Source organism: Amycolatopsis sp. NBC_01307, assembly GCF_035975215.1.
Classification (GTDB): Bacteria; Actinomycetota; Actinomycetes; order Mycobacteriales; family Pseudonocardiaceae; genus Amycolatopsis.
The window spans coordinates 1,832,671-1,845,955 of record NZ_CP108403.1; the positions used below are offsets into that span (position 1 = coordinate 1,832,671).

Genomic DNA, 13,285 nt, shown 5'->3' on the forward strand with positions numbered 1-13,285 from the left:
CCGCTGGTGAGCATCTCTCATCTGCCGCAACCGGCCACGCGCTTGCTCGTCCGATCGGCGGACGTGGCCCCTGCCGACCTGCTCGGGCTGCTGCCCGGCCCCGATCACGCGCTCGCCTGGATCCGTGAAGGCACCGGTTTCGTCGGATGGGGGCAGGCGGCACGCCTGGAGGTCCGCGGCCCCGGACGGTTCGAAGAAGCCGACCGCTGGTGGCGGAACTTCGTTGCACGACTGGACATCGAAGACGCGGTCGGGGTACCCGGCAGCGGACCGGTGGCGTTCGTGAGCATGGCCTTCGCCGATCACCCGGCGAAATCACTGGTCATCGTGCCCGAAGTCGTGGTCGCCCGGCGCGACGGTCGCACCTGGATCACCACCGTCGGGAACGTGCCGCGTGCCACCCGGGTCCGGCCCGTGCGCCGGCCGTCCGCCGTCCGGTACACCGACGGGCAGTTTCCCGCGTCCGCTCACCAACGGGCCGTGCGCGAGGCCGTCCGGCACATCCGTGCCGGAACCCTGGACAAGGTGGTGCTGGCCCACGACCTGGTCGCTGTCGCGGAGGAACCGCTCGATCAGCGGTTCGTGCTCCGGCACCTGGCCGAGCACTACCCCCGGTGCTGGACGTACGCCGTCGACGGTCTCGTCGGTGCCACACCCGAGCTGCTGCTCCGGCGGACGGGGCGGGTGGTCGAGTCACGCGTGCTGGCCGGCACGGCCTGGCCGGGCCGAGGTGTGTCCGACGACGAGACCGAAGCGGCTCTGCTGTCCTCGGCGAAGGACCGCCGGGAGCACGCTTTCGCGGCTGAGTCGCTGGTCTCGTCCCTGCAGCCGTTCTGCACCACGATGTCGGTCGAGGGGCCGCACGTGCTGCGGCTGCCGAACGTCCAGCACCTGGCCACCGATGTGACCGCGGAACTCCGCGAGCCGACGTGGTTGCTCCGCCTCGTCGAGGCGGTCCACCCCACCGCGGCGGTCGGAGGTGCTCCCCGGGACGAGGCCACGAGGCTGATCGACCGGTGGGAAGCCATGGACCGGGGCAGGTACAGCGGTCCGGTGGGATGGCTGGACGCCCACGGCAACGGTGAATGCGGGATCGCCCTGCGGTGCGCGCAGTTCGATGGCGCCACCGCACGGTTGTTCGCCGGGTGCGGAATTGTCGCGACGTCGGAGCCGGCACAGGAAACCCGGGAAGTGAGCGCCAAGATGCGGCCCCTGCGCGATGCCGTCGAGGGGCGTTGACATGGATGTCCAGCCGCGATCGGCCACCGGGAAAGCCCGGATCCTCGTCGACGAGCTGATCACCAACGGGGTGAGTCACGCCGTGCTGTGCCCGGGATCGAGGAGCGCTCCGCTCGCGTTCGCTCTCCACGAGGCGGAACGGGCGGGGAAGCTGCAGCTGCACGTGCGGATCGACGAACGCAGCGCCGGGTTCCTCGCCGTCGGGATCGCCAAGGCCACCGGTGTGCCGGCGATCGTGGCCTGCACGTCCGGCACCGCGGTGGCGAACCTGCACCCCGCCGTGCTCGAAGCCGCCTACGGCAGGGTGCCGTTGATCGTCCTGACCGCGGACCGGCCGGCCGAGATGCTTCGTGCGGGCGCCAGCCAGACCGTGAACCAGCACGACATGCTCGGGATCACGACCTTCGAAGTGCCCCGCGTGCGCTCCGGGAACGAAGACGCGACGTGGCGCTCGCTCGTGTGCCGGGCGGCCGCCCTCGCCCGGGAAGCCCGTCCGGTGCACGTCAACGTGCCACTCGACGAACCGCTGGTCCCCGGCGACGACACCTGGCCGACGTCTTCGCGGCCCGTGTGGACGCGTACGGCCTCCTCGACGACGACGGCGGTGGCGCGGCGGCCTGCCGACCTGCCCGGCCGGACACTGGTCGTGCTGGGCGACGACCGGCCGGACCGGCTCGCGGCCGCGGCGGAGCTCGGCTGGCCGGTCATCGCCGAGCCGATCGCGGCGGGCGGCCTGCGCGGCGGGGCCCTCCTGCTGGCCGGCCCGGTTCCCGCCGCGCTCCGCCCCGACGCGGTGGTCGTGGTCGGCCGGCCCACCCTGGCCCGCAGTGTGCGGAAGCTGCTCGGCGACACCCCGCTCGTGCACGTGGTCGGGGATGCCGGTGAATGGGCGGACACCCAGTTCAGCGCGGCGGTGGCCACGACCTGGCTGCCCGAGGGGCCGGTCGACCTCCGGTGGAAGGAGACCTGGCAGCGGGCGGCTCACCTGGCCGGAGAGACGATCGACGGATTCCTGGCGGAAGAGGGGTGGCCGACCGGCCTGCACGTCGCCCGCGACCTCGTCGGGGCGCTGCCGCCGGGTGCCGCCTTGTTCGTGGGTGCGTCCAATGCGATTCGCGACGTCGACTTCGTGGCCCCGCGGAGGAATGACGTCCGCGTGTACGCGAACCGGGGGGTGGCCGGGATCGACGGCAACACCTCGACGGCGGTGGGGGTGGCGATCGCCCACGAGCAGGCCTACGCACTGGTGGGTGACGTGACGTTCCTGCACGACCTCAACGGATTGTCGACAGGTCACGGAGAACCGGCCCCGAACCTGACCCTCGTGGTCCTGAACGACGACGGCGGCGGGATCTTCTCGTTGCTGGAGCAGGGTGCCCCCGAGTACGCCGCGAGCTTCGAGCGGATCTTCGGCACGCCGCACGGTGCGGATCTCGCGAGCCTCTGCGCGGGCTACCGGGTCGACCACGTGGCGGTCGAGACCGCGGATGCCTTCACCGCGGCTCTTCGACCGCCGAGTGGTCTTCGGGTGATCGAAGTCCGTTCGGACCGGAAGAACCTCCGTGACCTGCACCGACGGCTCGGCGCGGCGGTATCGGGAGCGCTCCGGCGGCTGACCGCCTTCCCGGCTTGATGCGCCCGGTTATCTGCGGGCCCCCAGAAGCCGGGCCCGCACGGCCGCCCGGTCGATCTTGCCCGGGCCGCGAAGCGGCAGCTCGGCGGCGTGTTCGATGCGTTTGGGGGTGGCTGCTCCGCCCAGTTCCGCGCGGACGGCGGCGCGGAGGTCGCCGTGGCGCCCGGCTGGGACGACGAGAGCGACCACCGCCTCGCCCCACTCCGGGTCCGGCAGGCCGACGACGCACGCGTCGCGCACGCCCGGCTGCGCGGTCAGGCACCGCTCGATCGCGTTCGCCGACACCTTCACACCGCCGGTGTTGATCATGTCGTCGGCGCGGCCGAGCACCTCGATCCGGCCGTCGGCGTGCCGGACCCCGCGATCGGAGGTGGTGAACCAGCCGCCGTCGAAGGACTCCGCGGTCAGGTCCGGTCGTGAGCGGTAGCCGTGCGCGAGGACGTCACCGGCGATGCGGATCCGGTCTCCGGCGACGTCGACGCGGACACCGTCGAGCGGGAAGCCGTCGTAGACACAGCCGCTGGCCGTCTCGCTCATCCCGTACGCGGGCACGATCGCCACGCCGGCCTCGGCGGCCCGCTCGCGCAGCGCGGCCGAGGTCGCCGCCGCACCGAGGACGATCCCGTCGAACGTCATCGCGGCGGCCAGCCCGGCGCCGCCGTCCTCGAGCAGCCGGACCAGCTGCGTCGGGACCAGCGCCGTGTACCGCGGGCCGCCCTTTAGCTTCGCGGCTGCGGCGGCGAACGCGTCGGGGCGGAAGCCGTCACGGGTCAGGTAGACCGGTTCGGTTCCGGCCAGCAGCGACCGGATCAGCACCTGCAGGCCGCCGATGTAGTGCGCGGGGGTGGCCAGCAGCCAGTGCCCCGGCCCGCCGAGGCGGCGGTGGGTCGCCTCGGCCGAGGCGGTCAGCGCGCGGGCCGAGAGCAGCACGCCCTTGGGCGCGCCGGTCGAGCCTGAGGTGGCGATGACCACGGCGGTGTCCGGTTCCGCGGGCTCGCCGGGCGTCATCGCGTCGCGTAGCGCGGGGTCGGTGAAGGGCAGCACGGCCGGACCGCCGCCCAGCGCGTCCGCGAGGGCTCCCTTCAGCGCGTCGAGCGCCGCGGGCGAGCCGTCGAGCTCTACGGGGAGCAGGTCAGTAGTAATAGGGGACGTCCTTGAAGTCGGGGTCGCGTTTCTGCAGGAACGCGTCGCGGCCTTCGACGGCCTCGTCCTGCATGTACGCCAGCCGGGTGGTCTCGCCGGCGAACAGCTGCTGGCCGACCAGGCCGTCGTCGGTGAGGTTGAACGCGTACTTCAGCATCCGCTGGGCCGTCGGCGACTTGGCGGCGATGGTCCACGCCCAGTCCAGGGCCTCTTTTTCGAGGTCGGCGTGCGGGACGACGGCGTTGACCGCGCCCATCCGGTGCATCTGCTCGGCGGAGTATTCGCGGCCGAGGAAGAAGATCTCGCGGGCGAACTTCTGGCCGACCATCTTCGCGAGGTAGGCCGAGCCGTAACCGCCGTCGAACGAGCCGACGTCGGCGTCGGTCTGCTTGAACTTCGCGTGCTCTGCGGAAGCGAGGGTGAGATCGCACACGACGTGCAGGGAGTGCCCGCCGCCCGCGGCCCAGCCCGGAACGACTGCGATGACCGGTTTCGGCAGGAACCGAATCAGCCGCTGGACCTCGAGGATGTGCAGCCGGCCGGCCCGGGCGGGGTCCACCGTGTCGGAGGTCTCGCCGCTCGCGTACTGATACCCGGAGCGTCCGCGAATACGCTGGTCACCACCGGAGCAGAACGCCCACCCGCCGTCCTTGGGCGACGGGCCGTTGCCGGTGAGCAGGACACAGCCGACGTCGGAGCTGAGCCGGGCGTGGTCGAGGGCCCGGTAGAGCTCGTCGACGGTGTGCGGGCGGAAGGCGTTGCGGACCTCAGGGCGGTCGAACGCGACGCGCACCACGCGTTTGCCGCCACGGCTCTCAGCGGAGCGGTGGTAGGTGATGTCGGTGAAGGCGAAACCTTCGACCTCGGTCCACGCGGCCGGATCGAACAGCTCGGAAACCCGGGAATGGCAAGGAATCGGTCCGGTCATGGCTGCAGTATGAGCCGGTCGCCGTTCTTGCGTGCAAGCCCTCTGAGGTGATTGCTCGGGACGCGGCCTCTCCGGGCACCGACGGCTGTGCCTGATGAGGCACGAGCCCATTTCACCCTCGCGGAGGCGATCGAAGCTCGCGGCAGGCCACCTGAGACCGGCCGGCCGCAGACTGCGGGTGGAGAGCCTGGGCGGCACGTTCTCGCCGGAGACCGAAGTGGACGGTGGAACCCGGGTGGTCGTCTTCTGCCCGGCTGACCGCGGGTCACAGGCGGATCCGCCGGACGGCCGACCAGGGCTGCCACCCGGCGGCTGTCCGGGCCCGGACGCGGAGGTCGTATTCGCTGCCCCGGCAGAGGTACTCGCCACCGGCCCGGTTGGGCCGGTCGACCCGGACCGACGCGGTCGTGGCCGTCTCGGTCGTCCCGCCCGCGCAGCCGGCCACCCCGCCGAGAGTGACTTCGTACCCGCTCGCGCCGGACACGGGCGTCCAGGCCAGATCGGCCCACGTGTGCACGGTCCAGTCGGTCCAGCTCCAGTAGGTGCCGGAACCGGACGTCCAGGCGTCGCACGGGGCGGGCACCGCCGAACCGTCCACCTTGGACAGAACCAGCCGGCTGAACGTCGTGCCGCACACCGGGTCCGCGTACCAGTCCGCCGTGACGACGTTGAGGTTCCGTCCCGGCGCCAGCTCGTGCAGCCAGCTCGCGATCGGCGGGTGGCCGTCCCGGGTGGTCAGCTCGGCCAGCGAGCCGACGCCGCGGAAGAGGCCGCCCGCGATGGTGGCGGCGTCGGGCGTGAGCGCCGTGCCGACGACCGAGAAGCGGCCGTGGTCGTGGCCGGCCATCGTCTTCTCCGCCGCGGCGATCGTGACGCCGGCGTCGGCGGTGTTCGGCCACGGCGCGTAGACCGCGTCACCGCCGTAGGCCCCGAGATCGGCGAGCCGGCCGGACGTGTCGACCAGCAGCACGTTGCGCTGCGCCGACCACAGCTGCCGCAGGGTGACCTCGGCGCCGAGCGCGGCCGGGGCGAGCCGGTCGCCGAATGCCGCGCGGACGGCGTCGCGCACCCGGCCGTAGCCTCGGTCGTCGAAGGCGCTGAACCGGTCGAGCCCGACGATCACGGCCTCTCGCGGGTGCGCGCGGGCGAAGTCCCCGATCTCGGTCAGCACCGGCGTCAGGGCCGGGCCGCGCAGGCCGTGCTCCAGGTAGACGTCCTGGTCGGGTTCCTGCGTCAGCCGCAGGTCGAGGTAGCGGATCCCGGCCCGCAGCTGCGCACCGACCGAGTCGGGCTGGGCCCGGGACCAGGCGGCGGCCGCCGCTTTGGGGATGAACGCCAGCGCGGCGTCCCCGAAGTCGGCCCGCCCGGCTTCCGACCAGGGCGAGTCCGCGGTGAGCGACGACGTCGCGGAGTCGTGCGTGCCGGGGATCGGCAGTTCGCTCAGCGGTGTGTCGGCGACACCGGGCAGCGACCCCATCCAGTCGGAGAGCGCGACGGTATCCGAGCCGGGCGTCGCCGCCACCGCGGTCTGCGGGGCCAGGCCCAGCACCACCCCGGCGACCAAAGCGACCATCTTCCCTGCTGTCACAGTGCCTCCGAACGACGTGGGAACGTGGGTTGCACGCTAGGGGGCCCGGCGACTCCGGCCAATCGGCTGATCGGCCAGCCGATCGGCGCAGCGCCCGGCCGGGTGCCCGGAAGTGCACCGGTTTCCGCCCGGGGCCGGTCATCCTGACGGTGGGGGAACGTCCCCGGACCGGATCGGAGCCGTCATGACCCTCTACCTCGTCGGGCACGGGAACAACTCCGGGAACGTCGTCGAAGTACCCGCCGGGACGACCGTGCACGTCTACGCCGAGGACGGTGACTACCTCCACAAGTTCACGGGCATGGCCGTGCTCTCACCGGGCGTCGAGGCGTGCACGTCGCGGAAGCAGTACACCTCGGCCGACGGCGGAATCGCCCTGATGCCGAACTACGAGCTGCAGCCCCTCTCTTCGGACGAGCTCCAGCACCTCGTGTCGGTCTACGACCCGGGCCTGACGACGGTGTTCGTCGGCGACGGAATCGACCCCGGGCGGCTGTGCTCCGGGGCGACGTGCGACGGCGAGGTCCACGTCTGCGCCAAGGCACACGGACGCTCTCGTGAGGCGGACGAAAGCTGCGGCCGGCCCAGCTGCTGGGGTGGGGTCCACCGCTGCGCCGGGCTGTTCACCCGCGTGCGGGACACCGACATCCGGCTGGTCTGCTGCCTCGTGCCGCGGAACGAGATCGGCCTCGCGGACATCACCCGCGACCTGCCCGGCCGGGACATCGGGTTCGCGGCGTTCGAAGCCGAGGCCGAGCGGCTGGCCGCCGCGCTGGCCGGAGAAGGCCACCTCGGCCCCACGATGGAGTGGTTGCGGGCCACCGAGCGCACGGACCCCGCGCGCGTGGCGAAGCTGCTGAACGCCGGGACCAAGCTGCTCGTGGCGGTGTACGTGGCGTCGGCGCGGGAACAGCTGGAAGCGGGGATGTCCCCGAGCGGCTTCACGCACTGGCTGGGCGCGATCCCCGAGGCCCACCGGCTCGAAGTCGCCCGGGCGTTGCGCGCGAACGGCATCGACCCCCATCCGTCCGCGGCCGGCGACGGGGTCGGCGACTTCCTCCGGCGCTTCCCCGTCCTGGACGACGACGAGCGCGCCGACGGGTGGCTGGCTCTGTCCGAACAGGACCGGGTGGAGGTGGCGGAGTACCGCGAAGCCGGCCGCTGGGTGGAGCGGATCCTGCCCGCACTGGGGGAGATCCGGGCCGCCGCGGACTCGGCGGACGTGGCCCGGGCGTGGAACGCCATCGCGGGGATGCCGGAGCTGTCCGAAGCCGAGTACGGGCTCACGGAGACGGAGTCCTACCGGCGGTGCATCGAAGTCGCCGACCGGTTCGCCGCCCTCCCGCCGGACGAGCGGTTCTCGATCTGGACTTCGGCGTCCGAGCCGGCCCGGCAGCAGATCGAATCGATGTACGGCTTCGACCCGGTGGCGCACCGTCCCGGCGAGCCGGAGCTCGCCCGGTTGCTGCGGCTGGCTCACGAACGGCAGGAAGCCGAGGACAGCGCGGCCGAAGACAGCGACGCGGACGACTCGGAGGAGTTCTCGCTCGGCTGGGACGACGACGAGCAGGAGCGGGTGACCGAGCAGAACCGCACGGTCCTGAAGGCGGCCATCGAGCAGCCGGGACTGCCGGTGTACCTGCGGGCCGGCGAAAGCGGGGCGCTGGTCTTCGACGCGGAGCCCGGAAGCGGCGATCTCGAGTCGTTCACGGTGGCCTACTCGGGCTTCACCGAGACGATCGTCCGGAGATCCCCGTTCGTGGAGACCCCGCTGCTCCACGCCGCGGTGGCGGCGGCCATGCCGGGGTGGCAGTTCGAGTTCGGCGATGCCTGACGACGGCAACGGAGGGGCTGATGCACACCATCGAACAGGGTGACCACGTGATCGCGGACGTCGGCGACCAGGTGCTGTGCCTCGGCACGACGTCGTGCGCGCTGGTCATGGCCTTCGCGGGCAACGGCAGGATCGCTTGTTACCACTGGCCGTTCATGTCGGACACCGGCGACTGCCGGGAAACCTTCCGGTGGCTGGTCGATCAGCTCGATTCGCCGGTCACCCACATCGAGGTGATCAGCAACGATTTCCCCGACGCCCACCGCGCGCAGGACTGCAAGGCGACGGTGACGAACCTGGCCGCGGCCAACCCGGGCGCCATCACGACCTACTACGTCCACCCCGGACAGATCCAGGGCATCGATCCCTTCGTGACCCTCGGAAGCCACGGCGCGCAGAGCTTCCACGCCGTGCAGGTGGTGCCGCTCTGACGGATGTTCCGCCAGCCGGCGTGGTCGGACACGGCCGCTCGCCCGCCGCCCCGGCCGTTTCCGGGTGCCGGCGGAAGGTGCCTGGCGGGCCGATATCGGGTTCCGCACCGCCCGGTCCCGCCGCAGCCACGGTTGACCCACCGCATCGCCTGGGCCGGCCACAACGGCGCTCTGCCGGTCATCGAAGGCACCGTGATCCGGCTGCAGGTCGAGCGCCTGCCCTCCGGCGCGACCGGCGAAACCTGTGTGGCTGTGGCACTCCCGCACCGGCCTCGATCACGCCGAGGTCGATCTGGCCTGGCAGGCGTTCCTGCGCCGGTTCGACATCGAGCACACCTTCCGCATGCTCAAGCAAACTCTCGGCTGGACCACCCCGAAACTTCGCTCGCCCGAGCCGGCCGACCGCTGGACCTGGCTGCTGCTGACCGCCTACACCCTGCTGCGTCTCGTCCGTGACCTCACAGCGGACCTGCGCCGCCCCTGGGAGAAACCCCGACCAGCTCAGCGGCTCACCTCGATCCCGGGCGTCCCGCCGGGACAGCCGATCACCGGCTCGCGGCACGCCATACCGTCACCAGCACGAACACCCGAAAACCCAGGTACAGCAAGAACACCAAGTCGAGCAACCCACGACCCGCCGAACAGGTTGAAACTCAAGCTAGCCGAGGTTGGTGGTCGCGCAAGCGCGATGCGTGTAGTACCTGTAGCAGGTGGATTCGCACAGGATCTGGACGGCCAGGTCCGTGGTGACCGGCTCCCGGCAGGAGGCGCAGTCCGCGGGCAGGTGACCGGAGTCGGTCGTCCGGAGCTCGGCGTAGACCGTCAAGTGGCGGTGGCAGACGCAGCAGCCGAGTGAGTGCTCGTCGCTGGTCCACTCGGCATCCGGGCTCTCGATGTCGAACGCTCTCGGCTGGAACTCCTCCACGGGGGTCGCCGGTGCGGTCGCAGCGGCTTCGTGCTCGAGGCGAGGGGCTTTCGCCGAGGGTTCGAGTGCCTCGAAGGTTCGTGTGCGCTTGCGGGATTCCTCGCCGGCGGAGCCGCTCAGCGCGGCCCTCAGCTTCTGGTTGTGGTGCGCCAGGGTGAAGGTGACCGCTTCTCGATCCACGAACTCGAACTCGGCGATGAACGCCGCGAGATCCTTCTGCGCGGAGGCATGGGTGACCATCGCCTTGATCACGTTCTCGACCGCCGGCCATTCCCGGGCCATGTTTCGTGCCGGGGAGTCTTTCAGCCTCGCGTAGCGATGGGTGAACGCGACCCATGTCGAAAGATCGCCGATGGCCACTCTTCCGGCGTACCTGGCCAGGGCGTCGCACCGGTTCTCGGCATCGATGTGCCCGGATATCTCCGGGTACGACGCGAGGAGCCGGACGAGCGCTTTCGCGGCGGGGCTCTCCCCGGCGTCGCGCAGCGCGGCGATGTTCGTCCGGTAGCTGCTCCAAGGTGTGAAGAGGGAAGCCAGTTCGTGGATCTTGCCGATGACCGCGGGCTGCTCTTGCAGCCAGGCGAGGGTCTGCTCGTCGAACTTCGAGCGGTAGACGTCGGAAACCAGCCGGAGCCAGGTGGTGGCGTCCTGGTCCTCGATCGTCGTCTCGCTGATTTCGCCGGCTTTGACCACGGCTTTGATGATCGGCCAATCCTGCAGCAGGGTTCTGTCTTCTCCGGGAAGGTCCGCCAGCACGACCAACGCAGCCTGGATGCCGGTCCGGGCGGCGTGCACCACCCGCGCTGCCGACCGCTTCAACGCGTCGGCGCGGGTTTCGCCCGTGCCGCCGGTGTGTCGTTCGTCCGGTGTTTCGCGGACGCGCTTGCCGGGGTGGTCGCCGGAAGACAGGCAGCACACGATGCGCAGGTCGGCCAGGTTGTCCCGGACGGGACCGTCCGCCCGCAGAAGCTCGCTCAACGTGGTCTCGGTGGGCACCAGGTAGACGTCGGCGTAGGCGGCCTGGAGGAACTCTCGCGCCTTCTTGTCTTCTTCGGCGGTGAGCGGGGCCAGGCGCAAGTCAGGGATCGTCCTGGCGCCGTGCCGGTCGAAGTCGTGGGTGTACCGGGGTTCGGGTTCCTCCGCGCGCCTGATGATGTAGAGCCCGGTGGTCTGGCTGAGGCCCTCGTTGAAGTTGCAGTAGAACCCCACCCGCTGGCCTTTCCCGCCGATCTGGAACTCGTTGGCTCCATCGACCTTCCCGTGGCACAGCACGTACTTCATCGCGCTCCCTCAGGCCGCGGGCAGCAAGTTCTGCTGGATGATGCCCGCCAGGGTGTCGGCCGGCAGGGCGTCGGGGAAGAAGATGTTCGGGGTCAGCAGGAGGTTCGTCAGCACGACGACGGTCGCGCCGGTGCTCGGTTGGTAGCCGACGAAGGTCTGGAACCCGGGCACCGCCCCGTTGTGCCCGATCAGGCCGCCCGCTTGCTGCTGCAGGCCGAGCCCGTAGTGCGTGGTGCCGAAGTTCGCGCGCGCGGTCCGGGTGGCCGGTTTCAGCAGCTGCCCGGTGCCGAGCGCCTTGGCCCAGATCGTCATGTCCCGTGCGGTCGAGATCACGGCGCCGCTGGCCGGACCGGTGACCGGATCGTCCGTGACGTCGTTCGGCTTGGTGCCGTCGGCGGCCTTGATCTGCGCTTCGGCCAGGTTTCCGGCGACCAGCGCGTTGTAGGCGTCGGTGCCCTGGATGTTCGTGCCGTACATGTAGCCGTGCGGGTGCGGCTGGGGGATGGTGCCGTCGTCCACCGCGGGCAAGGTGGTCGACGTCATGCCCAGCTTCGTGAACACGAGGTCGTGCATCAGGGTGCCCAGCGGTGCGTTGCCCACCTTCTGGGCGACCAGCCCGAGTACCTCGTAGTTGGTGTTCGAGTAGTGGAACCCGGTTCCCGGCGCGAAGTAAGGTGGGTGGGCCAGCGCGGTCGCCAGCACGGCGTCGACGGTCCACACCTGGGGCGGGCGCTGGTCCAGCGTCCGGTTCAGGTAGTCGTCTTCGGTGAAGTTGAACAGACCGGCCGTCATGTCCAGCAGCTGCCGGAGGGTGATCCGGTCCCCGCCGGGGATCTGCGGCAGGTACTTCGCCACCGGGTCGTCGAGGCCGAGCTTGCCCTCGTCGGCGAGCTGCAGGATGACCTCGGCGGTGATGGTCTTCGACACACTGCCGATCTTCAGGTGGTCGTCGATCGTGATCGGGGTCGCGCCGTCGGCCGTCCCCGATCCCAGCGCTTCCAGCCAGGTGCCCTTGCCGGGGACGTCGACCTCGACGATCGCTCCCGGGAGCTTGAGGCGCGCCATGGCTTCGGTGAGCTTCGGTCGTAGCTGCGCGGCGAACGCGGGGGTCGGTGGCGCCGGCGAAGCGGACGCGGAAGGTCCGGGGGCCTGGGCAGCGGGTGTCGTGCACCCGGCGGCGGTCAGCACCAGGACCACGGCGAGTGCGCCTGTCGTTCGAGTTCGCATCCGGCTCTCCCACCACGTGTCGTGAGCTGACTCCAGCCATCCTCCGACGTGGCGCCGGGCCCGGCCCGAGGGCGGCAGGCAGCCGCCGGGGCAGCGGAGCTTGCGCGATGGGGAACCGGGCGGGGGAGCCCGATCGGCCCGCCCGCGCTGCCGGAGGTGGGCGGTGCGGCCGGCGGCTCGATGGCGGGGCCGGGTGCGGCCGCGCACTTCCCGCCGCGGCGATTCACCGGCGGGCGTGCGGAAAGTGGCTGTTCTTCACCCGGGCGAACGGTCGATCGGCCTGGCCGGTCGGCTGACCGCCGGGTCCGGAGATCGGGCTGTGACACCCGTCATGCGCCCGGTGCACCAACTCCGCCGTCCTCGGCTTCGTCTCCCTGGACGGCGAAAGGACTCCATGCACCAGCTCCACGTACTCTGCCCGACAATCCGTCTCCATGAACTGCGCGGTTCGCCGCGTCCGGCGACCGCACTCCGGGTCCGGTTCCCGCGCCCGCGCCGGCCGGTGACCGGGCAGACCGCCGCCGTCCTGGCCGCCTGCTTGCTGCTGCTGGCCGCGCAGGCCGGGATCGCCGACATCAGGGCGGAACGGCCGTGCGAGGCCCCGGCTCCGGCTCAGGTGGCGTCCGGGTCGATCGGCGGTGGGCCTGCCGGCCGCGAGGAGCTGAGGGCGGGCTGCGCGGTCGGCGGTGCGGCCTCGGCGCGGCGGTGACTCCGGAGCGCGTCGAGGGAGCTGCCCGCGCGCGGCGTCCGCAGGTCCGGCAGGGGCTTGCGCAACTCCTGGAGTTCCGGTTCCAGCTCGGTCTCGAGGCGGCGCTCCACATCGGACACGAGTTCGCGCGCCCGGCGCAGCACCTCGGCCGACCACCGCGCCGCGCCGGGCAACCGTTCCGGTCCCAGCACGAACAGGGCGGCCGGCAGCAGGATGACCCCGTGCTCCAGGCTGATGCCGAACACGACCACCTCCATCGCGGCCGCTCCGGCCGGCTCGCACTCTTCCCCATGCTACGGAAGGGTTGTGGCCGACGGAGCCGGCGGTCCGCAGTCTTCGCCGCGCCG

The 13,285-nt window shown here is 71.4% G+C and carries 10 protein-coding genes; 4 read left to right on the forward strand and 6 right to left on the reverse strand.

Features of this window, described 5'->3' with window-relative positions:
- Positions 1-6: 6 nt before the first annotated feature.
- Both OG439_RS07875 and menD read left to right on the forward strand, forming a co-directional pair.
- Positions 7-1,239, forward strand: a complete 1,233-nt coding sequence (locus OG439_RS07875; RefSeq protein WP_326948699.1) for an isochorismate synthase — start codon at positions 7-9, stop codon at positions 1,237-1,239.
- 1 nt (position 1,240) lies between these two features.
- On the forward strand, positions 1,241-2,872 hold the full coding sequence (menD, locus tag OG439_RS07880; RefSeq protein WP_326948700.1) for a 2-succinyl-5-enolpyruvyl-6-hydroxy-3-cyclohexene-1-carboxylic-acid synthase: 1,632 nt from the start codon (positions 1,241-1,243) through the stop codon (positions 2,870-2,872).
- A 9-nt stretch (positions 2,873-2,881) separates the two neighbouring features.
- On the opposite strand, the gene menE is transcribed toward menD, so the two are convergent.
- From menE to OG439_RS07895, 3 genes are all read right to left on the reverse strand, one after another.
- Positions 2,882-4,003: an o-succinylbenzoate--CoA ligase gene (menE, locus tag OG439_RS07885; RefSeq protein ID WP_326951506.1), complete on the reverse strand. Its 1,122-nt coding sequence runs from the start codon at positions 4,001-4,003 to the stop codon at positions 2,882-2,884.
- Between the two features lies 1 nt (position 4,004).
- Positions 4,005-4,943, reverse strand: a complete 939-nt coding sequence (locus OG439_RS07890; protein WP_326948701.1) for a 1,4-dihydroxy-2-naphthoyl-CoA synthase — start codon at positions 4,941-4,943, stop codon at positions 4,005-4,007.
- Between the two features lie 265 nt (positions 4,944-5,208).
- A complete protein-coding gene (locus OG439_RS07895; RefSeq protein ID WP_326948702.1) occupies positions 5,209-6,516 on the reverse strand; it encodes a phosphatidylinositol-specific phospholipase C domain-containing protein in 1,308 nt (435 codons plus the stop codon).
- A gap of 199 nt (positions 6,517-6,715) precedes the next feature.
- Here OG439_RS07895 and OG439_RS07900 point away from each other — a divergent pair, with 199 nt between their 5' ends.
- Both OG439_RS07900 and OG439_RS07905 read left to right on the forward strand, forming a co-directional pair.
- Entirely contained in the window at positions 6,716-8,365 is a 1,650-nt protein-coding gene (locus tag OG439_RS07900) for a putative adhesin (RefSeq protein ID WP_326948703.1), read from the forward strand.
- A 20-nt stretch (positions 8,366-8,385) separates the two neighbouring features.
- A complete protein-coding gene (locus OG439_RS07905; protein WP_326948704.1) occupies positions 8,386-8,796 on the forward strand; it encodes a hypothetical protein in 411 nt (136 codons plus the stop codon).
- A gap of 658 nt (positions 8,797-9,454) precedes the next feature.
- Here OG439_RS07905 and OG439_RS07910 read toward each other — a convergent pair.
- The 3 genes from OG439_RS07910 to OG439_RS07920 form a co-directional block, all read right to left on the reverse strand.
- On the reverse strand, positions 9,455-11,002 hold the full coding sequence (locus OG439_RS07910; RefSeq protein WP_326948705.1) for a hypothetical protein: 1,548 nt from the start codon (positions 11,000-11,002) through the stop codon (positions 9,455-9,457).
- Between the two features lie 9 nt (positions 11,003-11,011).
- Positions 11,012-12,229: a serine hydrolase domain-containing protein gene (locus tag OG439_RS07915; RefSeq protein ID WP_326948706.1), complete on the reverse strand. Its 1,218-nt coding sequence runs from the start codon at positions 12,227-12,229 to the stop codon at positions 11,012-11,014.
- A 612-nt stretch (positions 12,230-12,841) separates the two neighbouring features.
- A complete protein-coding gene (locus tag OG439_RS07920) occupies positions 12,842-13,195 on the reverse strand; it encodes a Sec-independent protein translocase TatB (RefSeq protein WP_326948707.1) in 354 nt (117 codons plus the stop codon).
- Between the last annotated feature and the right edge of the window lie 90 nt (positions 13,196-13,285).